At 70.2% G+C, this 25,070-nt stretch carries 18 protein-coding genes; 13 read left to right on the top strand and 5 right to left on the bottom strand.

What is annotated here, in order from left to right; all coding sequences use genetic code 11:
* Window positions 1–25 precede the first annotated feature (25 nt).
* Complete coding sequence (locus AMYAL_RS0100520; RefSeq protein WP_245192730.1) at window positions 26–475, bottom strand: MarR family winged helix-turn-helix transcriptional regulator; 450 nt, start codon at window positions 473–475, stop codon at window positions 26–28.
* A gap of 78 nt (window positions 476–553) precedes the next feature.
* On the opposite strand from AMYAL_RS0100520, the gene AMYAL_RS0100515 reads away from it, so the two are divergent.
* A complete protein-coding gene (locus AMYAL_RS0100515; RefSeq protein ID WP_020629341.1) occupies window positions 554–1,036 on the top strand; it encodes a cupin domain-containing protein in 483 nt (160 codons plus the stop codon).
* A 265-nt stretch (window positions 1,037–1,301) separates the two neighbouring features.
* On the opposite strand, the gene AMYAL_RS0100510 is transcribed toward AMYAL_RS0100515, so the two are convergent.
* Window positions 1,302–2,384: a sugar ABC transporter substrate-binding protein gene (locus AMYAL_RS0100510; protein ID WP_245192728.1), complete on the bottom strand. Its 1,083-nt coding sequence runs from the start codon at window positions 2,382–2,384 to the stop codon at window positions 1,302–1,304.
* A 276-nt stretch (window positions 2,385–2,660) separates the two neighbouring features.
* On the opposite strand from AMYAL_RS0100510, the gene AMYAL_RS0100505 reads away from it, so the two are divergent.
* On the top strand, window positions 2,661–3,233 hold the full coding sequence (locus AMYAL_RS0100505) for a sigma-70 family RNA polymerase sigma factor (protein WP_245192726.1): 573 nt from the start codon (window positions 2,661–2,663) through the stop codon (window positions 3,231–3,233).
* Here AMYAL_RS0100505 and AMYAL_RS45455 read toward each other — a convergent pair whose 3' ends face one another.
* Both AMYAL_RS45455 and AMYAL_RS0100495 read right to left on the bottom strand, forming a co-directional pair.
* Complete coding sequence (locus tag AMYAL_RS45455; protein WP_020629338.1) at window positions 3,234–5,645, bottom strand: ATP-binding protein; 2,412 nt, start codon at window positions 5,643–5,645, stop codon at window positions 3,234–3,236.
* A gap of 73 nt (window positions 5,646–5,718) precedes the next feature.
* Window positions 5,719–9,015 (bottom strand): right-handed parallel beta-helix repeat-containing protein, encoded by a 3,297-nt coding sequence (locus AMYAL_RS0100495; RefSeq protein WP_026466617.1) that lies wholly within the window; start codon window positions 9,013–9,015, stop codon window positions 5,719–5,721.
* A gap of 147 nt (window positions 9,016–9,162) precedes the next feature.
* On the opposite strand from AMYAL_RS0100495, the gene AMYAL_RS0100490 reads away from it, so the two are divergent.
* Window positions 9,163–10,293 carry a S8 family serine peptidase gene (locus AMYAL_RS0100490; RefSeq protein ID WP_026466616.1) on the top strand — a complete coding sequence of 377 codons (1,131 nt, stop codon included), beginning with the start codon at window positions 9,163–9,165 and terminating at the stop codon, window positions 10,291–10,293.
* A gap of 245 nt (window positions 10,294–10,538) precedes the next feature.
* On the opposite strand, the gene eccCa is transcribed toward AMYAL_RS0100490, so the two are convergent.
* Window positions 10,539–14,513: a type VII secretion protein EccCa gene (eccCa, locus tag AMYAL_RS0100485; protein WP_026466615.1), complete on the bottom strand. Its 3,975-nt coding sequence runs from the start codon at window positions 14,511–14,513 to the stop codon at window positions 10,539–10,541.
* A gap of 120 nt (window positions 14,514–14,633) precedes the next feature.
* On the opposite strand from eccCa, the gene eccD reads away from it, so the two are divergent.
* From eccD to AMYAL_RS0100435, 10 genes are all read left to right on the top strand, one after another.
* Window positions 14,634–16,007, top strand: a complete 1,374-nt coding sequence (gene eccD, locus AMYAL_RS0100480; RefSeq protein ID WP_020629334.1) for a type VII secretion integral membrane protein EccD — start codon at window positions 14,634–14,636, stop codon at window positions 16,005–16,007.
* A gap of 4 nt (window positions 16,008–16,011) precedes the next feature.
* The gene (gene eccB / locus AMYAL_RS0100475) at window positions 16,012–17,418 is read left to right on the top strand and encodes a type VII secretion protein EccB (RefSeq protein WP_020629333.1); all 1,407 of its coding nucleotides are present in this window, start codon (window positions 16,012–16,014) and stop codon (window positions 17,416–17,418) included.
* 122 nt (window positions 17,419–17,540) lie between these two features.
* Entirely contained in the window at window positions 17,541–17,879 is a 339-nt protein-coding gene (locus tag AMYAL_RS0100470) for a WXG100 family type VII secretion target (RefSeq protein ID WP_051137629.1), read from the top strand.
* Between the two features lie 31 nt (window positions 17,880–17,910).
* A complete protein-coding gene (locus AMYAL_RS0100465; RefSeq protein ID WP_020629331.1) occupies window positions 17,911–18,210 on the top strand; it encodes a WXG100 family type VII secretion target in 300 nt (99 codons plus the stop codon).
* 33 nt (window positions 18,211–18,243) lie between these two features.
* Window positions 18,244–18,675 (top strand): hypothetical protein, encoded by a 432-nt coding sequence (locus AMYAL_RS0100460; protein WP_020629330.1) that lies wholly within the window; start codon window positions 18,244–18,246, stop codon window positions 18,673–18,675.
* A gap of 6 nt (window positions 18,676–18,681) precedes the next feature.
* Complete coding sequence (locus AMYAL_RS0100455) at window positions 18,682–20,769, top strand: hypothetical protein (RefSeq protein ID WP_020629329.1); 2,088 nt, start codon at window positions 18,682–18,684, stop codon at window positions 20,767–20,769.
* A complete protein-coding gene (locus AMYAL_RS0100450; protein WP_245192724.1) occupies window positions 20,708–21,118 on the top strand; it encodes a YbaB/EbfC family nucleoid-associated protein in 411 nt (136 codons plus the stop codon). The genes AMYAL_RS0100455 and AMYAL_RS0100450 overlap by 62 nt, the downstream gene beginning before the upstream one ends.
* A 6-nt stretch (window positions 21,119–21,124) precedes the next feature.
* Window positions 21,125–23,104 (top strand): hypothetical protein, encoded by a 1,980-nt coding sequence (locus AMYAL_RS45450; protein WP_051137488.1) that lies wholly within the window; start codon window positions 21,125–21,127, stop codon window positions 23,102–23,104.
* Between the two features lie 10 nt (window positions 23,105–23,114).
* Window positions 23,115–23,432, top strand: coding sequence for a hypothetical protein (locus AMYAL_RS0100440; protein WP_020629327.1), 318 nt, complete (start codon window positions 23,115–23,117; stop codon window positions 23,430–23,432).
* Window positions 23,433–23,499: 67 nt separating this feature from the next.
* Window positions 23,500–24,609 (top strand): hypothetical protein, encoded by a 1,110-nt coding sequence (locus AMYAL_RS0100435; RefSeq protein WP_026466614.1) that lies wholly within the window; start codon window positions 23,500–23,502, stop codon window positions 24,607–24,609.
* Window positions 24,610–25,070: the final 461 nt, after the last annotated feature.

Here is a 25,070-nt window from a genome sequence, read left to right as displayed (position 1 = left end):
GGTTCGCCCCGAGCGGCTCGAGACGTCACTGCTCGAGCCGCTCGGAGACGGCGCGCATGGCGCGTCCGACCGCTCGCAGGTCCTCCGGTTCGACGGCGTCCACGAAATGCTCGCGGACGGTGCGGAGGTTGTCCGGTGCCGCGCGGCGCAGGGTCTCATGCCCTTCGTCGGTGAGCCGTGCGCGCACGCCGCGGCCGTCGTCGGAGGTCGACTCACGCTGGACCAGGCCGCGGACCTCCAGTCCGTTGACGCGGTGCGAGAGGCGGCTGCGCGAGTAGTACGCGGACTTGGCGAGATCCGCCATGCGCATCGACAGACCGTCCGCTTCGGACAGTCGCACCAGGAGTTCGTACTCCGCCAGTGAAAGCCCGTGCTGCTCGCGCAGCCGCCGGTCGAGCAGGTCGACGAACCGGACGGATCCTTCGATGAACGCACGCCAGTCGCGCTGCTGGTCCGCGTCGAGCCAGTTGGTCACGACGCCCACCGTAACAGTTGACATCTTCAACCACTTCGGTCTAGCTTTGGTTGAAGACTTCAACTAGATGGGGGCGTGATGGCGAACGAAGCCTGGGTGATGCAGGAGAAGGACGCGGAGGTCGTCGAGAAGCCCGAGTTGCGGTTGCTGGCCGACGGCGAGCACACGGGCGGGTTTCTCGGCGCGAACCGGCTTTCCTTGCGGGCCGGGGAACCCGGTACGAAACCGCACTACCACAAGAAATCCGCGGAAGCCTTTTACGTGATCGAGGGCGTGCTGCGGATGTTGGTGGGCACGGAGACGGTCACGGTCGAGCGGGGCGGTTACGTGGTGATCCCGCCCGGTGTCCGGCACGCTTTCGCCGCGCCGCCGGACATCGCCGCCGACGTGCTCATCACGTTGGCGCCGGGGGTCGAACGGTTCGGCTATTTCCGCATGCTGCCGGAGATCCTGCGCGGAAACGTCGCGCCGGAGGAGGTCGAGCGCATCCACGATCGGTATGACGTCCACTTCGTCGACGCGCCGGAATGGGACGAGCGCGGGGGCGGGGCGACGTCCTAGCGGCTGCGCCACTCACGGGCTTTCGCGGGCCGGGCCGGTACTTTCGCGTGACCGAGTGGACGACACGTGTGATCAGATGGACGACACCCGTGATCAGATGGACGTCACTCGGCGACGGCCGAGTCCCGCCGCGTGTCGTCCGTCCAGCCACGTGTGTCGTCCCACTGGACCGCTTGCCCGGCCGGGCGTGGGCGCGGGCAGCCGAGAGTCCCGGTGTGGTGGCACCACTCACGAGACCGGGAGAGTCACCGGTGAAAAGGCGCGCTCACTTGACTTCGTGGACCTCCGGTTCGAGGACGGTGCGTTTGGTCGCCTTGCCTCGTTCGCGCATCGATTCCAGCGCGTAGACGACGCTTTCGGCGAGGCAATGCGAATCCTGGACCACGGTGGCCCGCAGGGGGCTCGCGCCGGTGTCGATCAGGGCGCGCGCCTCGGTGGTTCCGTCCACGCCGATGACCACGGTGTCCGTCGTGACCGACGAGGTCGTCGCCCGAAGCGCGTCGACAGCTCCCAAGGCCATCTCGTCATTGGTGCAGAAAACGGCGTCCAGGCGTCCCGCGTTCGCAGCCAGCACGCGAATGTGGGATTGCACGGCGTCGTAAGCGCGGGGACGGTTGAAGGCGCAGCTGTCGTCGATGGTGATCGAAACGTCGGTCAATTCCGTTCGCAGAACGGTCGCGCACTGGTTCTGGCGGGCTGGATGCTGACGGCTGGCCACGATCAGCACGTGTGGCCGCGGTGTTCCCTGCCGCCTGAAGTGCCCGACCAGCCAGCCGCCCGCGAGTTTTCCGAGATCGGAACTGAGATACCCGACGAAGGCGGTGTTGGCGGGGTAGTCGTTTTCGTCGTCGAAAGGTTCGACGTCGGTGAAAATCACGGGCAAGGCCAACGCGGCGCAGAATTCGGCCAGATCCGGTCGCAGCCGGTGCACTTCGGTCGCGACGATGATCCCGCCGAGGTAATTGTGGCGCGCGGCCAGGATTCTGCGCAGGTGGTGTGCCTGCGCCGCGGCGTCGTAATCCCGGTCGGGCACCTTCAGCACCAGGTCGATGCCGCTGCGGTCCAGCACGACGTGCATACGCTGCACGAAGCCGGCGACCCAGTATTTCTGGCTGAAAGCCGAGGTCACCAAGAACGCCTGACGTGGCCGCCCGGTCCACGGCGCTCGACGCAGCAGAAAGGGGATCACCGCCAGTGAGCCCGCCGCCAGAACGGTCCACGCGGGCAGTTTCGCGATCAGCACATCGCTGCGGATCGCCGCGAGGATCCCGGCGAGCACCAGTCCGCCGGTGACGGAGGTCAGGACGGTGAACCGCACCGGAGTGCGATCGCGGTCCAGCAGTTTCACGGTGGCGACCTCCCTGGCGGACGGGACCACGAGGAGCCGGCGTGCCCCCCACGGGCAGCGATTATGGGGCGGATCGACAGCCGGGTGCCATAGCCCGCTCGAACCAATGCCGCACCGGGCGGGCACGGGGACCGGCAGGCCCGAACCTGACAGGCGACGGCAGACGGACCGGAAGAACCCGCCGCCCCCGAGTTCTGCCGGTTCTTCCTCATGGTCGCGGGCTACTCCGACCGGTGGAATTGACCTCAAGGACGCCAACTAGTCAGGGAGGTCGGCGTGACAGGCCACCGCGGTACTCAGGTGACTTCGCTGGCGGACAGGGCGCCGTCGGCCGAAGGGAACGCTTTCCTGGCCGCACTGCACACCGAGCACCGGGACCATCTGCTGCGCTTCACCCGCGGCCTGCTCCCCACCGACCCGCACCGGGCCGAGGACGTCGTGCAGGAGTGCCTGTTCCGGGCCTGGCGCAACAGCGAGGCGCTGATCGAGAAGCGCATCCCGCCGCGGCCGTGGCTGTTCAGGGTCGCCCGCAACCTCATCGTCGACTGGGCCCGCCGCGACAAGGCCCGGCCGGTCGTGTTCGGGGACGACGACTTCGATCTGCTGCCGGGCGACACCGATTTCGCCGACGAGGTCCTGGAACGGTGCGTCGTCGAAGAGGGGCTGGCCCAGCTGACGCCGATCCAGCGTGAAGCACTGGACGAGGTCTACCGGCTCGACCGCACCCGGCAGCGGGCCGCCGTGAGCATCGGCGTCCCGGTGGGAACGGTCAAATCACGGGTGCACCACGCGACGATCGCCATGACCGAGGTGCTGGCGTGCAGCGGGGTCACCGCCGCGGGCTGGTGATCAGGCCGACTCCGGCACCGCGACACCGAGTGCGGCGGCCAGCTCGCGTCCCGCCTTCCGCGCGAACGGCGTCTCGTACCGGGCGCATTCGGCGAGGGCGTGCACCCGGTGAGCCTTGGCCTCGGCCGGTTTCCCCGTGATCTCGGTCAGTTTCGCCAGCTGGACCAGGATCTCGATCTTGGTTTCGGACCAGCGCGCTTCGGCCAAGGCGGCCAGCAGCTGCTCCTCGGCCTCGGCCGGTCTGCCCGCCTCGAGCAGGATCTGGCCGCGCAGGTGCTGTGCCTTCGCCACCGCGAAGGGCGCGCCATGCCTGCGGAACAGCGACTCGGCCTCGTCCAGCAGGTCCAGGGCGGTCGCGACGTCACCCGCCGCCGCGAGGCTGTCGGAGAGCCTGGTCAGCACCATCGACAGCAGTTCGTCGTTACCGGGCGCGGTGGCCGAACCCCGGTAGTAGGCCTCGCTCCGCCGTTGCACGGCGACGGCTTCGTCGAACTCGCCGAGGGTGTGCAGCATGCTGCCCAGCAAGGACAGCGCCAGATGACGGCCGTTCGGATACCCCGCCCGCTCGAACAGTTCCACGGACCGCCTGCACACCAGCGCGGCCTCACGCGGGGAGCCGAGCCGCCGGGTGATGGCGGCCCCGTAGTACCAGGCCCAGGCCTCCACCGTCAGGTCGCCCGCTTCGGTCGCCGCGGCCACCGCGCGTTCATGCGCTTCGAGCGCGGCCTGCGAATCACCGCAGAGCGCGTAGAGCGCCCACGACACGTAGTTCAGCTGCTCACCCGCGGACCGGACGTCGCCCAGCGCTTCGGCCGCCGCCGCGCCCGCGCCGAACACCTCCCGCCAGAGCGGGCCGGTGCCGCGCAGATCCGAGTACCAGTGCATGGCCTTGGCCAGTTCGAGCACCTGCTCATCCGAGCCGAGCGCCGCCGCCGACCGCAGCGCCCCGCGCCAATGGTGCTGTTCCTCGGCCAGCCAGCGGGCCGAGGATTCCCGGTCGTGCACCGGATCGGGTCCGTCGACCGTGACGGTCACCTCGGTCCGGTCGTGATCGAAGTACTGTGCCGCCTTCGTCGCGACCGCGAGCAGCCAGTTCCGGACCCGCTCGGCCGCCTTCCGGAGGTCCTCGGCTTTTTCGCTGGTTTCGAGCTTTTCCTTGGCGAACACGCGCAGCAGGTCGAGCGTCGTGTACCGCCCCGGCGTGCCGCTGAAGCCGAGCAGACTCGCTTCGGCCAGTTTTTCCAGCGCGGTTTCGACGTCGTCCGCGGGACTTCCGGCGGCGACAGCGGCGAGCTCGACGGAGACGTCCGGGCCGTCCACCAGCGCCAGCCGCCGGAACACCCTGGCGGTTTCGGGGGCGAGGTGGTGGTAGGAGAGCGCGAAGGCGGTGCGGATCTGCAGGTCACCCGCGGTGAGCACGGACAACCGCCGTCGCTCGTTCTCGAGCTGGTCGGCCAGATGCGCGATCGTCCACTGTGGACGGCTGGCCAGCCGGTTGCCCGCGATGAGCAGGGCGAGCGGCACGCCGCCGCAGAGCTCCGCCACCCGCCGGGCCGCGTCCGGCTCCGCCTTCAGGCGCCGGTCTCCGGCGGACACGCCCAGCAGGTCCACCGCGTCGTCGCCGGTCAGGACGTCGAGGGCGAGCCGGTGCCTCGCGTTCAGCCCCGCCAGCGTGCTCCGGCTGGTGACCAGCACCATCGAGCCGGGGCTGGTGGCGAGCAGCGGGCGCACCTGGGCCTCGTTGGCGGCGTTGTCGAGGATCAGCAGGATCTCGCGATCGTGGACCAGTGACCGGTAGAGGGCCAGCCGGTCTTCGGGATCGTTGGGGAACTGGCGTTCGTCGAGCCCCAGCCCGCGCAGCAGCCGGTGCACGGCCCTGTCCGGCGTGAGCGGTTCCGGGTCCATGCCCCGCAGGTCGAGGAACAGGCAGCCCTGGGCGAACCGGTGCGCGTGCCGGTGCCCGGCGTCCACGGCCAGCGCGGTCTTGCCCGCTCCCGGAAGCCCGTGCAGCACCGCGACCTGGAGGTGGGACGACGACGCGGCGGACTCCGCGACCTCGTCCAGCCGCCGTTGTTCGGCCTTCCGGCCGGTCAGCTCGGTGAGGTGGGGCGGCAGGGCCGCGACGACGACGGCGGGCCGGGGTGCCTCGACGGGGACGGCTTCGTCCGGGACGGCCGCCCCGCGTCGTCCGGCGCGGGCGAGACCGGTGAAGTCGCCCGCCTCCTTGCCCGCCAGGCCCAGCCCCTCGACCAGCAGTTCCGCCGTGCGCCGCTGCGGAGTGCGGACCCGCCCGCGTTCCATGTCGCTGATGCTGCGCACGCTGATCCCGGTCCGCTCGGCCAGCTCCTCCTGCGTCATCGGGACGCGCAGCCGGTAGAAACGGAGGAAGTCTCCGAACGCGGTCTTGTCCACGCTGGGCGGACTCCTCTCAACGACGGGCCGTGCCGGGCGGGGCCAATCCTGCCATGGCGTCGAGAGGCGGAACTCAGGGAAGGTCGGCCGGTGACAGCAAGCGCAGGTCCGCGATGGTGGGGGCGCCGGTGGTGCTGAGCCGTCCGGCCTGACGGGTCATCATGATCTCCAGGACCTGGCGTGCGTAGCGGGCGTTGCCGAAGGTTTCGTCGCGTTCCACGCCCGCGAAGTGGCGGCGTAGCTCGGTGACTGTCTCCGGGGCGCATTCGTAGCCGTTCGACGAGGCCATCCGGTGCACGATGGTGACCAGGTCGTCGGTGGAGTAGTTCTCGAACTCGATGTGCCGGGAGAACCGCGAGGCGAGACCGGCGTTCGAGGCGAGGAACGACCGCATCGCCGCCGAGTAGCCGGCGACGATCACCACGGTGTCGTCGCGGTGGTCCTCCATCAGTTTCACCAGGGTGTCGACGGCTTCCTGGCCGAAGTCGCCGCCCGTCGCGCCCTCCGGGGTCAGCGCGTACGCCTCGTCGATGAACAGCACGCCGCCGCGGGCGGATTCGAACGCCTCCCTGGTCAGATGCGCGGTGTGCCCGACGTAGCGGCCGACCAGGTCGGCGCGCGCGACCTCGACCAGATGGCCCTTGCGCAGCACCCCCAGCGCGGCGAGCAGTTCGCCGTAGAGCCGGGCCACCGTGGTCTTGCCGGTACCGGGCGCGCCTGCGAAGACGAGGTGGTTGTTGATCGCGGGGACCGGCAGCCCGGCCTCCCGCCGCTGCCGTGCGGTGGAGATCAGGTTCACCAGATCGTTGATCGCGTCCTTCACCCCGGTGAGGCCGATCATCGAGTCCAGTTTCGTCCGCAGCACCGTCAGCTCGTCGTCGTCGCCGCTCCGCACGGCCTTGCCCGCGTCTCCGGGGACGTCGGCGGAGAGCAGGAGCGAAAGGCTCTGGTCGTCGGCTTCCGGATCGCTCGCGAGCCGGAAAGCCTGCCGGTCCACCATTTCCTCGAACACCTTGCGCGCGGTGCGGCCGTTGCCGAAGTCGTCGCCGCGGTCCATCTGTCCGAAGTGGACGGCCAGCGTGTTCCTGGTGTCCTCGGGCACCTGGTACTGGTGGGCGGTGCACATCTTCTCGACGATGGTCACCAGTTCGTCGGTGCTGTAGTTCTCGAATTCGATGGTGCGGGTGAACCGGGACGCCAGTCCGGGGTTGGACTGCAGGAACGAGGACATCTCCTGCGAGTAGCCGGCGGCGACCACCACTAGCTCGTCACGGTGGTCCTCCATCAGCTTGACCAGCGTGTCGATGGCCTCGCGGCCGAAGTCCGGTCCGCTGCCCTTGCTCTGCGCGCTCAGGGTGTACGCCTCGTCGATGAACAGGACGCCGCCGAGGGCCTTGGTGAAGGTTTCGGTGGTCTTGATCGCGGTGCCGCCGACGATCTGGGCGACCAGATCGGCCCTGGCGACCTCGACGAGGTGACCTTCGCGCAGCACACCGAGTTCCGCGAGGATGCTGCCGTAGAGCCGGGCGACGGTCGTCTTGCCGGTGCCGGGCGGGCCCGCGAAGATCAGGTGCCTGCTGGTCGGCGGGGCGATCATCCCGGCCTGCTCCCGGCGCCGCGCCATCTTGTTGAGGTTCACCAGCGTCTTCACCTGATGCTTGACGCCGCTGAGGCCGACGAGCTCTTCCAGTTTGGCCAGCGGCCCGCTCTCACCTTCGGCGTTCTGGGCCGCTTCGCCGGGCTCGGTGACGGCCGTGATTTCGGCGGTGGCCGCGGTGGTGCCGTCGTTGTCCGGGGCGCCGTTGGCCTTGCTGATCAGGTTCTCCACCGAAAGCCGCGCGTTGGGCACGGTCGTGCGGAGCCCGCCGCCGGTGTTGTCGGAAACGGTGCAGTCCACCACGCTCACCGTCTCGGCCGACTCGATCCGGACACCGTCCCGGCGATTCCCGCTGACGTCGTCGGCGGTCAGTTTCGCCCGCGCGCCGGCTTCCACCAGCACGCCGTGACCACGGGAGCGCCGGACGGAGGACCGGGACAGCATCAGCTCCCCGCCGTCCTGCACCAGCACGCCGTCTTCGCCCGCTTCGCCGATTTCGCAGTCCCGCAGGGAACCGACGCCGCCGGGCCCGACGAGGACGGCGGCCTGTTTCGGCTGATGCACCCGAAGCGTGCTGACGTAAGGACTTCCGCCTTCGGAGATGCTGATCCCGGCCTTTCCGGCGTCGCGCACCTCGCAGTCTTCGACCCGGCCACGGCCGTTGCCGGTGACCTCGATGCCGTTGCCCCGGCAGGCGTTGAGTGTCGCCCGGCGCAACAGCGGATTGGCGGCCGCGCGCACCAGGACACCGTGGCCCGCCACGTCCCGGATCTCCAGCCGGTCGAATTCGGCCGTCGCTCCGTCGGTGACCACCAGTCCTTCCGCCGCGCCGCCGCGGACGGTCGTCCGGCTGAAGGTCGGGCCGCTCGCCTCGTCGACGTGGATGCCCGCCAGCGTCGCGTCGGAGACCTCGCAGTCCTCGAAAGTGCCGCGGGACCGTCCGGTGACCCGGACCCCCACGCCGCCGGTCTTGGCCGTGCGGCACCGGCGCAGCACCGGGTCTGCGCCGTCGGCGACGGTGATCCCGTCACCGGTGGTGTTGGTGGTCCGGCATTCTTCGAGCACGGGGGAGGAGTGCGTGCTGATGAAGACGCCGCTCGCGGTGTCGCGCACGGTGGTGTCGAGCACCTTCGTCGCGCTGTCCTCTTCGAGCGCGATGCCCGGACGGTCGGTCGAGGAGATGTCGCAATGCTGGATGGTGCCCTGTGCCTGCCCGTTGGCGCAGACACCGTTTCCCTTGGCGTGCCTCAGGGTGCAGTCGCGCACCATCGGGTTCCCGCGTTCGGCGATGACGATGGCGGAGGTCTGCACGTGTTCGACGACGCAGTCTTCGATCGTGCTGGGGGCGGGCGAGGTGACCACGATCCCCGCGCCGCCGGGGTTGGTCACCCGGCAGCCGCGCATCGCCAGCGAACCCGAGTTGCGGGCCAGCACCGCTGTCCAGGCGGCGCCGATGATCTCGCAGTCCTCCACCGCGGCCTGGCCGCGGGCGATGTCGACCGCGGGGAGTTCCTCGTTCTGTCCCCGCAGCACCAGACCGGTGAGCTTGACGGCCTCGGCGGCGAGCTGGACCGCGCTGCCCTGACGTGCCACGACCTCCACGGTCCCGCGCGCGTCGCTCGCCGCGATGGTGACGACCTTGGTCACCACCAGGGATTCGTCGTAGCGGCCGGGAAGCACGGAGATCACCGTGCCGTTGCGCGCGTCCTGCAGCGCGGCCGAAATGGTGCGATACCCCTGATCGCGGTCCACCGTGAGCACGTGCCGTGACACGAGCGCTCCCCTCGTCGTTCTCCGAACGGAACCTGGCCCCGGCTCCACCATGGACAACGCGGCAGAGGTCCGATTGGGTTCACCGGGCCGCGATCCTGCCGGTGGTTCTTCCTGGGCGGGCCGGTCGGCTCATGCTGGACTGGGACGATGAGGCGACCCCTGGCCGTGGCGTGCGCGACGCTCACCTTGCTGGCGAACGGCGGTCTCGCGGCCGCGCAGGACACCGAGCTCCCGCAGATCCCGCAGACCTTGAAAGCCGGGCAGGCGTGCACTTCCCCGTCGGGCAAGAAGGTCCCTTCGGTGCCGTGGCAGCTGCCGTATCTCGGCGTGGACCGGCTTTGGGCGTTGTCGAAGGGGGAAGGCGTCACCGTCGGGGTGGTGGACACCGGGGTCGACAAAGCGGTTCTGCCGGTCCAGCAGGTCGGTGACGCCGGAACGGACTGTGTCGGGCACGGAACGGTCGTCGCGAGCCTGATCGCGGCGCCACTGGTGGACGGTGCCAAGGTTTCCGGGCTCGCGCCCGGCGCGCGGGTGCTCGCGGTACGGGGTACGGAGAAGACCGGCGCGGCGACCGCGGCGAGTATCGCGAGCGCGCTCGACGGCGCTGTCGCGGCGGGCGCGCGGATCATCTGCGTCGCGACGGCAGTCACCGAGGCGGGCCCGGCTTTGCAAGCGGCCGTCGACCGGGCCGTCGCGGCGGGCGCGCTGATCGTGGCGGCGGCGGGCCGGGACGCGACCAAGGCAAGCGACGTCCCGCCCTGGCCGTACTACCCGGCGGCGTTCCCCGGCGTGCTCGCGGTGTCCGCCCTCGGCCCGGACGGGAAACCGGACGCCAAGGCCGTACCCGGATCCCTTGCCGCACCGGGAAATCTCGTGGTGGGCCTGGGACCGGGCGGCGGTGCCGCCGTCGGCGCGGGCCCGGCCTTCGCCGCCGCGCACGTGGCGGCCGCCGCGGCGCTGATCCGGTCCTACCGGCCCGAGACCACCGCGGCCGACGTCGCCAGGAGGTTGCGGGACACCGCGTACCCGCACGCCGGAGTCACCGTGCTCGACCCGCTCGCGGCGCTGACTTCGGTCGCTTCCGGCGTCGGCGCCGAGGCGCCCGCGCGCCGTGAACCGGTGGCGGTGACGCCCGGTGCGGACCCAGGGCCCGCGCGGCAGGCGGCCTGGGCGGTGGTGGTGGGTGTCGTGGTGGCTGTTGCTTTGCTGGGCGCGGCGGCCGTCGTGGTGCCTCGGGGTCGGCGGCGGGGGTGGCGGGCCGGGCCACGCGGGTCGTGAGTGCGCGGTTCGCGAAGGTGACGATTCAGCGGGTGCCTGGGCGACACCGACGCGAGCGTGAGTGTCTCGAGCGCCACGTTCGGGACGGTGAACGTCTCAAGCGTGGCGCTCGGGACATGACGGAGACGGCGGAAGGGCGGAGCCCCGGACCCGAAGGCGGGTCCGGGGCTCCGCGGCGGCAGGACCCAGCCGCCGGGAAGCCCTTCCGCCGCCGAGGGGGGAGCGACGGCGGAAGGGCGGGTCGGTCACTTCGCGACGAGCGCCGCTTCGTGGGCCGAGAGGGCGGTCTGCACGATGGTCGTGCCGCGCCGCGTGGCGTACTGCGCCCGTCCGGGGGTCAGGACGCGCGGTCGTACCTCGCCGAACACGATGCCTTCCGAAAGCGGGCACGAGAGCAGCATCATCGGGGTGTTGACCTCGGTGAGCCGCCGCAGCAGCGGATCGTTCGCGCCGCGCCCGATCCCGTTGGCGCCACGGGCGACGATCAGGTGCAGGCCCAGCGCGTTGCCCTGCGCGAGCGGGTCGAACAGTTGCTGGAAAAGGGAATTCGACGACGACGCGACCATGTCGTAGTCGTCGATGAGCACGAACACCTGCGGCCCGGTCCACCAGTCGCGCAACCGCAGGCGCGCCGGTGTGATGTCGGGGCCGGGCAGCCGGGTCTGGACCGCCCGCGCTACCCCGTCGATCATGTCGAGTACCGAGTCCCCGGACACCGCGTAGCCCAGCTGGTAGTCCTTGGGCACGGCGTCGTACAGGCCACGGCGGTAGTCGACGGTGATGATCCTGGCCTCCTGCGGGGTGTATCGCTTGGTGATGCCGTCGATCACCAGCCGCAGCAGGTTCGTCTTCCCGGATTCCACGTCGCCGACGACCATCAGGTGCGGGTTGTCCTCGAAGTCGTGCCACAGCGGTTCGAGGCGCTGGTCGTCCAGGCCGAGCGCGACGCGCACGTCCGCGTCCGGTTCGGGGAGTTCGGCCCGGTCCAGTACCGGCGGCAGCATCCGGACCGGGGGAGCGGACGGGCCGTGCCACGCGGCGACGATCCGGTCCACCAGGACCTCGACGTGCTCGGCGACATCGCGGTCCACCCCGTCGATCGACGGCAGCGCCGTCAGGAAATGCAGTTCCTTCTCGGTGAGGCCGCGGCCGGGGGTCTTCGGCACGGTCGCCGCCGCGCGCATGTTGATCACCGAATCGACCGGGTCGCCGAGCCGGAGTTCGAGCTGCGTGCCGACCAGGTCGCGGACGGCGCTGATGATCTCGCTCCACCGGCTCGACGCCATCATCAGGTGGATGCCGTAGTTGAGGCCGCGTGAAGCCAGCTCGACGAACGTCGGCAGCAGATCCATGAAATCCTGCCGGATCGTGGACCAGCCGTCCACCACCAGGAAGACGTCGCCGTGCCGCTGGTCGGCGAATTCGCCCGCCGCCCGCTTGCGCCGGTAGGTGGCCATGGAATCGATGTCGTTGTCGGTGAAGAACCGCTCCCGGCGGGTCAGCAGCGTGGTGACCTCGCCGATGGTGCGGTGGATGCGTTCGACGTCCAGGCGTCCGGTCACACCGCCGACATGCGGGAGTCTCCGCAGGCTGGTCAGCGTTCCGCCACCGAAGTCGAGGCAGTAGAACTGGACCTCGGCTGGGGTGTGGGTCAGGGCCAGCGCGGTGATGAGGGTCCGCAGGGCCGTGCTCTTGCCGCTTTGCGGTCCGCCGACGATCGCGACGTGCCCGTCGCTGCCTGCCAGGTCGACCAGCAGCGGATCGCGGGCCTGCTCGAACGGCCGGTCGATCAGTCCGATCGGGACGGTCAGCGCGCCCCGGCCGTACCAGTCCCGCGCGGTGAGCCCGTGTTCGGCGGTTTCCACCAGGGGCGGCAGCAGTTCGTCGAGGGAACCGGGCGCGTCCAGCGGCGGCAGCCAGACCTGGTGTGCGGGCGGGCCGGCGTCGCGGAGCCTGTCGACGGCGAGGTCCAGCAGGCTCGGCACCGAACCCTCGGGCTCGGGTTCGGCCACCACCGGCTCGGGTTCGGGCACCGGTTCGGCGCGGGCGGCGAACTTCGAGGTGAACGGCACGATCTGCTGCGCCACCACCGCCTGTTCGACGTTCCGGCGGATCACCCGGTGCGGACCGGAGACGTAAGCCGCCTTGAACCGGTCCAGCGCGGCGGTGCCGCTCTTGAGGAAACCGTTCCCCGGATCCGACGGCAGCTGGTAGGCGTCCGGCACGCCGAGCACGCCGCGGCTTTCCATCGCCGAGAAGGTACGCAGCCCGATCCGGTACGACAGATGCGATTCCAGCTGATGGATCCGGCTTTCGTCGAGCCGTTGCGAGGCGAGCAGCAGATGGACGCCCAATGAGCGGCCCAGCCGTCCGATCATGATGAACAGGTCCATGAAGTCGCGATGCGCCGAAAGCAGCTCGCTGAACTCGTCCACCACCAGGAACAGGGTCGGCAGCGGAGCGAGCGGGGTCCCGTTCGCCCGCGCCCGTTCGTAGTCCAGCGCGGAGCTGTAGTTGCCCGCTTTGCGCAGGAGTTCCTGACGCCGCACCAGTTCCCCGTTGAGCGCCTCGCGCATCCGGCCGACCAGCGCGGCCTCGTCGGCGAGGTTCGTGATCACCGCCGACGTATGCGGCAGCCCGTCCAGGCCGAGGAACGTCGCGCCACCCTTGAAGTCCACCAGGACGAAGTTGAGGATCTCCGACGAATGCGTGAGCGCGAGCGCCAGCACGAGGGTGCGCAGCAGCTCCGACTTCCCGGAACCGGTCGCGCCGATCAGCATGCCGTGCGGGCCCATCCCGGCCTGCGCGGACTCCTTGATGTCGAGATCGACCTTCTGGCCGCCGGGGCCGATGCCGAGCGGCACCCGCAGCCTGCCGCCGGGCCGTTTCGCCGCCCAGCCCGCCGCGACGTCGTAGGTCTGGATGTCGTTGATGCCCAGCATCGCCGTCAGGTCGAAGTTCACGGCCATCGGCTCGGCCGACTTCCGCCGCGCGCCGACCCGGTAGGGCGCCAGGCGCATCGCCAGCGCCGTCGCGGTGTTGAGGCCGATCCCGTCCGGGCGGCCGAGGTCGCCCGCGACCTCCTTGTTGTGCTGGTCGACCGTGATCAGTTTCAGCATCCGGTCTTCGAGCCGGAGCCGCAGTGTCAGCGGATCGTCCTGAATGGACAGTGCGGAGGAGAGATCCACGAGTGTCGTGTTGCGGTAGCCCTCACCGGCGAGCCGGGAGGTGGGCGGAAGGGTGACCCCGTCCACGAACAGCATCACGCAGGGCTCGTGGACGTCGGGCAGCGCGTCCGGGTCGAAACCGGGCCGCATGGCGAATTCGTCGCCCATCGCGGCTTCCAGTTCCGCGAGGGACTCCACCACCAGCCGGGCCTCGCCCGCGCCGTCGCTCTCGCTGGGGTGGAGGTTGTGCGGCAGCCATTTCACCCATTCCCAGGCAGGACGGCGTTCCGGCGCGGTGAGCACGACGATCCGCAGTTCCGCGGGGGAGTGGAAGACGGCGATATGCGCGAGCATCGACCTCGCGAGCGCCCGGATCCGTTCGCCCTCCTCGGCCTTGGCTTCCACCAGGATCCGGGCGAACGACGGCAGGAACACCGCGACCGGCTGATCGGTCACCGTTCCGTAGGCGTGGATGAACCGGCGCAGCGCGTGCGCGGACAGCGGTTCGAGATCGTCGACAGGCTTGGTGGACAACGGGTTCAGCCGCCACGCGAGCCGTTGCGGCCCCCGTGCGACGCGGATCTCGCCGAAGTCGTCGTCGTGGGCGTCCCGCTCCCACATCCTGGTCGTGCCGGGCAGCGACCACAGCGACGTCGGATCGGGATGCCGCCAGGCCAGCGCCTGCCGCTGGCTGGTCACCACTTCCCGGACCTTGCGCCTCGACTGGGCGAGGTAGCGGAGATAGTCGCGTCTGGCGTCGTTGAGTTTCTGTTTGCGTTCGCCCGCGCTGCGGCCGAGCTGGCCGATCAGCATGGCCATCGACGACACCGTCATCAGCCCGGCGGCCAGGTAGCTGAACGCGCCGTTCTCACCCGGCCGGACGAACAGCAGCACGGTCGCCGTCGACGACAGCGCCATCGGCAGGTACATCATTACCGCGCCGGCGCTGCGCTGCACTTCGGGCAGCGTGGGCGGTTCCTGGATACTCAGCTCGCCCTCGGGCATTTCCGGTCCTGGCCGTCGCGGCCCCTTGCGGAATGTGATTACACTCAAGCCCGGATTCCTTCCCTCGGACGCGCTGTGGTGGCGGCTCCACCAGAGGAGACGAAATCCGACCACGCGACGGTTCACTCACGATTCCGCGCGTCGGTCGCCCGAGCGAAGGCGTGTGCCATGGCGACCACTTCAGGGCTGTGCAAGCTCCGAGTCCGCGCACCGGCGACCAGTTTCGAACTGGCCGTCCCGGTGGACATCCCGTTGATCGACCTGATGCCGACGATCCTCGGCCACGCCGGTCAGGACCTGGCGGAGGAGGGCGTGGACCACGACGGCTGGATCCTGCAACGGCTCGGCGATCCGCCGTTGGACCAGGAGTCCACTGTCGACGTTCTCGACCTGCGCGACGGCGAGACCCTGCATCTGCGGCCGCGGCGGGAACAGTTGCCCGCCGTTCATTTCGACGACATCATCGACGGCCTGTCCACCGAGGCCCGCGCCCGGCCGGATTCGTGGAGCGCGCAGGCCACCCGGTGGACGATGCTCGGCGGCGTGCTGGCCGCGGTGGCGCTCGGGTTCTTCCTGCTGGTGACCGCCCCCGCCACCTGGCCGACGCTGCTGTCCGCCGGGGTCGCGGCCTTCTTCCTGCTGGTGTGCGCCGCCACGGCCGCCCGCGCGCTCGGTGACGGCGCCGCGGCACTGGCACTGGCGCTGGCCGCGGTCCCGTTCGTCGGGCTGGCCGGTTCGCTCATCCCGCACGGCCCCGAAGGCCCGGTGCTGACCGGTGCGCGGCTGCTGGCCGCCTGCGTCGCGGGCGCGGGAGCGGCCGCGCTCGGGATGGCGGCGGTGGCGGGCTCGGCGCCGGTGTTCGTCTCGGTCGCGACGTTCGGGCTGCTGTGCGCGACCGGTGGCCTGGTGCTGATGCTCGGCGGGGATTCGGCGTCCGCGTCGGCGACGATCATCGCGGTGATCGCCGTCCTGCTCGGCGCCTTCGTGCCGAGGATCGCCTTCCGGCTGTCCGGGCTGCGGCTGCCCGGCCTGCCCACGTCCGCCCAGGAACTGCAGGAGGAACTCGATCCGCATCCCGGTGGCGAGGTCGTCGGCAAGGGCCTGGTCGCGGACGCCTTCGTGACCGCGTTGTTCACCGCGATCGGCCTTGCCTGCCTGGCCACGCTCGAATTCGTGGTCCGCGACCGGTCGTGGCAGGCCATCACGTTCGCCGCCGTCCTGAGTGTCCTGCTGCTGGTGCACGGCCGCGCGCTGGGCAGTGTGTGGCAGCGGCTCTCGGTGATCGTGCCGGGTGTGTACGGCTTGCTGCGGCTGCTGCTGGCCTCCCAGCTGGATTCGGGCACCCCGCTGCCGATGGTGGCGGGGGTGTTCGCGCTGGCCGCCGTGGTGCTGGTGGCGCGCTGGACACTGCCCGGACGCCGGATGCTGCCGCAGTGGGGCAGGCTCGCGGACATCGCGGAGACCCTCGCCGCGGTCGCGCTGTTGCCGCTCGCGCTGTGGCTGATCGGTGTGTTCGGTTTCGTGCGCGGATTCGGGGGCTGAGGCGATGAACGCCAAAACCGATCAGGTCCAGGCCCACAAGTTCATGCTGGGGCGGTTGACCTCGGCGCTGCTGCGGGTCGACCCCGACGCGCCGGAAAGCCCGCTGCAGCGGACCTACCGCGGCAGCCTGATCGGCGTCGCGGTCGCCGTCCTCGCCTGCCTCGGCCTGCTGGTGTTCGGGCTGGTTTCCCCCGGCGGGAACAAGTCCTGGCGGGTGGAGGGCGCACTGGTCGTGTCCGACTCCTCGGGGGCGCGGTTCCTCTACGCGGGCGGGAAGCTGCTGCCGGTGCTGAACTTCGTCTCCGCCAAACTGGTCGCCGGGAACCAGCTCGCGGTCAAGCACGTCTCCGAGGCCTCGCTGAAGGACGTGCCGCGCGGCGAACCCCTGGGGATCATCGGCGCGCCGGACGGGCTCCCCGCGCTCGCCGCCGATCCGTGGGAAGTGTGCACGGGCGTCGATCGTGATCAGGCCGGGCCGACCGCGCTGCGCGTCGGTGACGTGACCGCGAACCCTCTCGGCGACGACGCCGCGGCCGTCGCGGTCGCCCCGGACGGCGCGACCTTCCTGCTGTGGAAGGGCAAACGGCACCGCGTGGCGACCGACCGCGGCGCGCTCGACGCGGTGGACGGGGTGCTCCAGCCCGCCAAGGTGACGGCGGCGGTGCTGGACGCGCTGCCCGCGGGACCGGATTTCACGCCGCCCGCGATCGACGGGCTCGGCGAGGCCGGCCCCGCGCTCGGCGGGACGGAGTCCCGGATCGGCAGGCTCTACACCGTCTCGGGGGAACCCGCGCAGCGTTACGTGCTGACGAAGGCGGGTCTCACACCGGTGTCCGAACTGGACACGCGGCTGCTGACCGCCGATCCGGAGATCCGCCGGGCCGCGTACGGCGGCGGCGACGTCGCGGTGACCCCGTTGCCGGGTCGGGTGGTCAGCGAGCGGCTGGCGTCGGTCGAGCAGCCGCCGCCCGCGAAACCGCCGAAGGCCGCGACACTCCACAGTGGACAGAGCCTGTGCGCGCTCGTCGTCCCGGACGGCGACACGCCGCGCACCCAGGTGGCGGTGGCCGACGGGGTCGCCCGGTCCGGGCAGGTGCCGTCGGGCCAGCCCGGTATCGCGGCGCCCTGCTCCCGTGTCGACCGGATCACGGTGCGACCCGGCGCAGGTGCCCTCGTGCGCGCCTCGGCCGCGTCGGGACGGGCGGGCGACGCCCTCTTCCTGGTGACCGACACCGGGGTGAAGTACCCGGTTCCCCCTGGAGGCGCGAAGGCGCTCGGTTTCGATCAGGCGGCTTCGAACGGGATGCCCACCACCCTGCTGAACCTGCTGCCGACCGGTGCCGCGCTGGATCCCTTGGTCCTCGGCAACGGCGGAACCGTCCTGCCGTCGGCCGCGACCTGCGGTTCCTGACCGGAGGAACCCGTGACGGCAACTTCTGCCGGTTGTTCCGCATGGTCTGCCGGGCCCGGAGTTGGTGTCCTTGCCATGGACCGGTGAAAGTCCGCGAAACCCTGAGGAAGGACGAGCGACTGATGACCATGCACTTCCAGAAGAGCGACAGCGGGATGAAGGGCGGTATCTCCGCCATCGAGGATTGCGAATCCTCGTGCAAGACCATCCACTCGGGGGTGACCTCGGTCCGCAGCGACCTGAAGGCCGACTGGCAGGGCGCGGCGTCCCAGACCTTCCTCAACCAGCTCGAGCTGTGGGAGGCGGACTACCTCCAGGTGCTCAAGATGCTCACCGAGATCAAGGATCTGGTGCGGGACAGCGACAACACCATGAACACCGCCGAAGACGACATCAACCTCACCGCGGTGACCGCGTTCGGCGGCAACGAGGGCAACCGCATCTTCGACGCGCTGGCCTGACCACCTCCCCCGATTTCGAAAGGAAACGATCATGACCTCTCCCACTGACGGTTTCTCGGTCAGCGGCAACGTCCCGCATCTCGCCGAGCGGATGGTCGGCCTGAGCAAGCAGATCGACGCCGCGCTGGTCGATCTGGAGCGGGACCTCAAGCCGATGACCAGCAGCTGGGTCGGGCAGGGCGCCTCGTCCTACGAGGACCTGCAGAAGCGCTGGCACGCCACGACCAAGGCGATGGAAAACCGCTTCACGAAGGGCCACCAGGTCCTGTCCATGTCCTTCGAGAACTATCAGAACACCGACAAGAACATCGGCGCGAAGTTCCAGATCTGATTCCGGGCCGCATTCGGGAAAGGGAGTAGGGGCGTGGCGGAGAAGCCGGACAGCGGCGACATCAAGATCACGGTCAGTTTTCTGCAGCGGTTCCAGAACGAGGTGCTGCAGACCATGGTCGACGAGCTGAGCACGAACAAGGACATCGCCGAACTGGCCCTGACCGTGGGCAGCGCAACCGGGAAGCGGCGGCTGCTGGCCGGTGCCGAGACGTGGGAGCCCGCCAGGCTGCTGATCGAGAAGTACGAGGCGCCCGGCACGGGCACCGGGCCGACGCTGTACGCGCAGGTCGACGCGATCAGGAATCAGCTCATCACGTTGAACGACAACATCACCTACGTGGTGGGGATCGCGATCAAGGGTGAGGACGAGAACATCAAGCTGTCCACCGAGCTGAACATGAGCCAGCTCGGGGAGATCTTCGCGACCACCCCCGCCCCCGCTCCCGGCGGCGCGGGAACCTGATCCGCGATGCCCGCCACAGAAGCCAAGGTGTCCAAGGAGCCGTGGGAAGAGGCCCTCAAGATCTTCGCCGCTTCCGACGCGCAGGACACCCACGTACCGAGCCGGGAGACCATCACCGGGATCCAGTGGCTCAAATGGGACGTCTACGCCAAGAGCCGGGGCCTTCCCGACCCCAAGGGCTGGGACTTCTTCGCCTCCACCGAAACCTGGTGGATGGAGTACTGGGCGGTGGCCAGCGCCAACTACGAGGCGTTCACGCCGGTGATGACCAAGTTCTACGGCAACATGGACGACATCATCGAGTCCATGCAGGGCTACTACAACAGCAATCCGGTGGCGCAGCCCTGGACGTTCACCAGGGCGTTCGACGCGGTGGACGGTACGAGGACCTGGCTTTCCGACCAGGCCAAGAAGCTGGACACGCAGCGGAACAAGGTCGGGAAGAAGGGCGACGACTTCCAGGGCACCGGCGCCGGCGCGTTCCGTGACGTCCTGGACGGCCTGATCTTCAAATGCAACGACCTGGTCAGGCAGCTGGGCGTCCGGCCGGACGCGCTGAAGGACGCCATGGAACAGAAGGACGATCCGAAGACGGCGGGCACGGACGAGAGCAGCGGGCTCAAATGGGCCTTCGCGAAACTTCAGGAAGCCCACGCCAGGTGGAAGTCCTCCGAGGAGTTCACCCGTGACACCGGCAAGTTCGGCCAGCTGAAGCTGCCGGGCAGCCAGCTGGCCTGGCCGGGCGGCTGCCTGACAGCGGTCTGGACCTCCACGGCGTTCAAGGAGGACCTGAGCAAGGCCAGGGACGACGACTGGAGCGGGACCGGCGGGGAGCGTTACCCCCGGAGCACCGTCCTCGGCGCGGACGCCAGGAACCCCGCTTTCTGGAACGGCATCGCCGACGTGGCCCAGAAACTGTGGCTCGACCACATCAAGGACGTCCTGGATCCGGTGGCCACCACCGTGCTGACGAACCTTCCGGTGAACTACAACGCCGCGAAGGTGCGCCTGCCGCAGATCAGGGAGCCGCGGCGGCTCAACCTCCACAAGCCGCCGCCCACCCCGCCTCCCGGATCGCAGGGACCGCCCCCGCCGACCCCGCCACCAGGATCGGGTGGCCCCAAACCGCCGCCTGGCTCGAAGGACGGGCCGCCGAAGGTCCCGGATCCCAAGGACGTCAAGGGACCCGCGGGGGACAAGGACAAGAAGGGACCCGGCGGTGCACCCCCGCCGCCGGTACCGGGGCCGCCGAAGGGCGGCATCAAACCGCCACCGGCCCCGCCGAAGCCCGACGCGCCGTTGAAGGTGCCGTCCGGGTCGTCCGTCGGACCGGACGGTGTCGTGCTCGGGCCGGACAAGAAGCCGCTGCTCGACCCGCTCGGACGGCCGATCGTCGTACCGCCAGGCTCCCGCGTCGGGCCCAACGGCGAGATCCTCGGGCCGAAGGGGGAGAAGCTCGCCGAGAAGGACCGGCTGGCCAGGCCGGAGCAGACCAAGAAGGACGAGTCGCAGCAGTCGGAGCTGGACAAGTACCTGAAGTCCCTGCGCGGCGGCGGCACGCCGTCGATGCCGACGTTGCTCGGGTCGCACTCGCCGCCGGTGTCGTTCTCCTCCGGTGGCTCGTCGAGCCTCCACAATGGACTGTCGGCGCCGAAGACGTCCGTCGGGTCGGTCGGCACGCCGAGTGGCCTCGGCGCGCCGGGAGGGCACGAACTGCCCGCGCCGCCGGAAAAGCCGGTGACGACCGAGGGCGGGCCCTCGCTGATCAAGAACCAGCAGGGCACCGGAACACCGCAGAACGGCATGGGCGGTGTCCCGTTCTACCCGCCGACCGCGGGCGGAGCAGGCGCGGGCGCGGGCGCCGGCGGCGAGAACAAGAGCGAACGCGACCGGACCACCTGGCTGACCGAGGACGAGGAGACCTGGGGCACCGATCCGAAGCTGCCGCCTTCGGTGCTCGGTGGCCGCAGGCGAGGCGGCCGGACGGGCGGCCGGACCGGTGGTCATCGCGACTACGGACAAGGAGGAAACGATGGCCGACTGGCTGGAGGAGCAACTTCACCAGGCTATGGTCACGCTGAGGGATCAGCGTGACCGGATCGAGTCCGCGAAGGCGGATCTCGCTTCCCGGACGTCTTCGGCGACCTCGATGGATCGCATGGTCACGGTGACCATGAACGCGCAGAACTCCGTGGTGGGACTGAAGTTCAACACCACGAAGTACCGGTCCATGCCGCCGGAACAGCTCGCGCGGACGCTGCTCGACGTGCTCGAAACCGCCCGGCTGCAGATGGCGAACACCGCCGTCGAGGTCTTCGGGCCGCTCATGGACCAGCGCGACGACCTCCGTGCGGCGATGACGGGCGGCACCGAAGTCGACAAGGCGTTCTCGGCCCTGTGGAAAGAGGCGCCCTCGGACGTCTTCGGCAGGGGAAGGGACTGATCCTCCGTGGCGCTGGGCGGACCGGACACGACCAAATGGGTGTGGGAGGAAGCGCTCAACATCTTCACCCGCAACCCGGACATCCCCGAGGTGCCGCCGCGGTCGACCGTCCTCGGGGTGCCCTGGCTGACGTGGCGCGTCTACACCCACCTGCGCGGGCCCAGCAACAAAGTGCCGACGAACCTGATCCACGCGGAAGGCATGACGTTCTTCACGTCGTGGTACGCCGTGGCCGATCCGAGCAAGGAACTGGAGACCGCGGCGGGGACCTTCTTCACCACCGGGGACACGGTCGTCGACTCCTTGAAAAACGAGACGAACCAGGTCGGCAAGCACTCCACCTTCGAGCGGGCGTCGATCACCGTCGGCGGGGTGGCGAGCTGGCTGACCGCGCAGGTCACTCCGCTGGAGAGCTGGCGGGACAAGACCGGCCACCGCGGCGACGACTTCCAGGGCACCGGCGCGGGCGCGTTCTGGAACGTGCTGGACGGGCTCGCCAACAAGTGCCAGGGCCTCGTCGCCCAGCTGACGAAAGACCGCACGACCTGGGAAGCCCTGCAGCTGGCCGGCGGCTTGCTGAAACGTGCCGGTGAAGTGCTCGACGAGGGACGCGCGCGGTGGCAGGGCGGCGAAAGCTTCACTTACGACACCGGGCTCGGGTTCTCGGTCACCGCGCCCGGATCGGAACTGTGGACGCCGAGCGGTGTGGTGCGGGCGATCTGGAAGGCGCCCGCGCTGGCCGCGGACTTCGCGAGCCATCCGCCCCCCAAGTACGACCGGGAGAAGGACGGCTGGCCGAAGAGCACGTTCCTCGGCGGAGTCCTGGACGAAGAGAACACCGCTCCACGTCAGAAGCTGGAACTCGCCGCGCAACGGGTCTGGCAGGAGCATCTGAAGGTCGCGGACGCCAACGGCACGGCCGTGGCCTGGCTGCTCGACCTGACCTATCGCCAGTCGCTCCAGTACCTGCCGACGCTCCGGACCCCGGTGCGCCCGAACCTTTCGGGAGGCTCCGGCGGTCCGGGAGACGGAGGGGCGGGCCCTGGCGGCGACGGCGCCGGCCCTGGCGGGGGAGACGGATCGACCGGGGACAACGGCACGGGCGGCAACACCACCTCACTGCCGCCGCCACCGCCGCCGGTCACCCGTGTCGGCGGAGACGGCCCGAAGGGGTTCCCACCGCCGATCACCAAGGTCGGCGGGCCGGACACCTCGCTGAAAGTGCCCACCGGTTCCCACGTCGGCCCGGACGGAACCGTCATCGGTCCCGACGGCAAACCCGTCCTGGGATCCGACGGCAGGCCGATCATCGTCCCGCCGGGCTCCAGGGTGAACGGGAACGGCGAGATCATCGGACCGCGGGGCACCGGGAACCTCGACCAGAAGGACCGGCTGCGCAAGGCGTACCCGCCTCCGGGGAAGACCGTTCCCGGCACCAACGGCGAATCGGCGATGGAGCGGTACCTCAAGTCGCTGCGGCGCACCCCGCCGCCGCTCCCGCCGCTGCGCGCCCCCGACGTGCTGCCCATGACGATGTCGAAGTTCGATCCGCAGGCGAGCTTCCACAGTGGACCCGGCTCGCTCGGCGGCGGCCGGATCGGGGTTTCGCCGGACCTGCCGTCGTCCTCGGTCCCGTCATCGGGAGGGAAGCCCGCGACCACGGCCACCGGCGGTCCGCCTGCCCTCGGCGGCCCCAAGGGAGCCACCGGGGCGGCGGGGACCGGGAACGGCGTGCCGTTCTATCCACCGTCGGCGGGCGGGGCGGGCGGCGCCGGGCAGAACAAGGGCGAACGCGACCGGACGACCTGGATCGCCGAAGACGAGGAGACCTGGGGCACCGACCCGACGGTCGCGCCGGGCGTGCTCGGCGGGCGCAAGCGCCGCCCCCGCGCTTCCGGCGGTGCCCGGTTGAGCGCGGACACCCGGCGCGACCACACGTTCGGCTTCGGCGAGACCGGGCCGGGCACCGGCACCACCACGGGATGAGGACGAGACGATGACGGATTTCAGGGCGGACCCGAACGCCATGCAGACGCTCGCCGAGGCGTACCGGGAGATCGGGGCCAAGATGCGCAAGATCAGCGAACTCGGCGGTGATCGCCGGGATCTGGTCTTCGAAGCCGCCGGAGACGACGAAATGGGCGAAGAGATCAAGGGCAATCTCGGCGAGCCGGTGACGAAGATCGAAGGCGCGTTCGTCTCGATCGGTGAAGTCGTCGCGAACCAGACCAACGTGACCAAGGGAATGGCGGCGAAGCTCGCCGTGGCGGAGAGCAACAACGTCGAGGCCGTCCACAGAGGACTCAAGCGCTAGCGATCTCCCGGCGGCCGGGTGAACGCCGCCGGTCAACCCCGAGCAAGCAAAGGAAGCGGGAAACACCATGCCCACGGACGCAGCAGAGTCCACCGGCGTCGCGGTCGTCACGGCGGAAGCGGCGGCGCCCGTCGCCCCCGAAACCAAGGCGGACACCGAAACAACGCCGTCTCTGGAGACCGAGACGGCCGCGGCCGGTGCCGTGCCACCGGTCGTGGACGCGGGCACCGACGTCGCGTCGCCGCCGCCGGGCCGGATGTCGAAACCGGTGATCGTCGCGGCGGCGGTCGCGGGTGTCGTACTGGTCGCCCTGCCGATGGCGCTCAGCGGACTGCTCGACGGCGGAAAGCCCGGCGAGGGACCGAACGCGGCGGGCTACGCGAAGGATCTCCCGCCGGACGGCGGGTTCGTGCCGGGACTGGCCGCCCCGCCCGCCGAGAACGGCGGCGTCCCCGCCGGGCAGCCGGGCAACCAGCTGCCGGGCCAGGCGGCCGACGGGATCCCGGCGGGTCAGCCGGGCGCGGCCGCCGATCCGGGGACCGCGGGTCTCCCCGGCGGGGCGCCTCCGGCCGCGGGCGGCGGCCCGGCGCCGGGACCGGGAGCGGGGCAGCTCCAGGGCCCGCCGCCCGCCCAGCAGCCACAGGGACCGCCCGCCCCGGCCGCCAAGACGGTGACCTATGAAGGAATGGCGGGCCGGGGCTGCGGCGGCGGCACCGGGTTCACCGGCGTCGGCGCCTACAGCGACGGCAAGGCGGGCTGGGTGAATCACGGCAACGGCGGCTGCGGCACGTCGTTCGTCTCCATCCCCATGTCCGGTGACGCGAACAAGGACGACTCCAGCGCGTACGGGCTGTGGACGTTCAACACCGGCCCGGTGACCACCGGCGCGTGCGCGGTCTCGGTGTTCGTTCCCGACGGCGACGCGACCGTGGCAGGCGGCAGCCCGTCGGTCTACCGCGTGTTCGACCGGTTCGCGGTCGACAAGGGCACCCCGGTGGGGTCGTTCCAGATCGACCAGAACGGCAACCACGGGCGGTGGGTGAACGTCGGCACCTTCCGGATCAACGGCGCGAAGCTGGCCGTGCAGCTGCTCAACCGGGGCCGTGACTGGTCGGGCTCCACCAAGACCTACGCGCATCACGCCGCGGCGATGGTGAAGGCCAAGTGCCAGGCGTGACGGTGGGCTGAAGGCGCTTTCGTCTCAGCGGTGCGGGAAAGCGCCCTTCAGTCTCGGCGTGGTGGTGGGCGCCGCTGTTGGCGTGCGTGGCGGTCGGGGGTGTTGCGAAAGTGGCTTTCGCAACGCCTTTCGCTGCCGTTTCGCCGCTGTGCCGCCGCCGTGCCGCATTGCCGCGCTGTCAGGCACTCGGCCTGTGGCAACGTGTTGCGAAAGCCACTTTCGTAACCTTCAATGTTGCGAAAGTGGCTTTCGCAACGCCTCTGCCGGGTGGACTGTTCGGTCCCTGGCCGTGTCGCGAAAGCCACTTTCGCGACGTCTGGTGTCCCGAAAGTGGCTTTCGCGACACTCTTCATCGCCGCCGCGCCGCCGCGCCGCCGCGCCGCCGCGCCGCCGCGCCGCCGCGCCGCCGCGCCGCCGCGCCGCCGGGCACTCTGCTTCTGGCAACGCGTTGCCACAAGTGG

It is taken from the genome of Amycolatopsis alba DSM 44262, from assembly GCF_000384215.1.
Taxonomy (GTDB): domain Bacteria; phylum Actinomycetota; class Actinomycetes; order Mycobacteriales; family Pseudonocardiaceae; genus Amycolatopsis; species Amycolatopsis alba.
The sequence above is the reverse complement of the archived record's forward strand: the minus strand, read 5'-3'. Positions and strand labels throughout refer to the sequence as shown.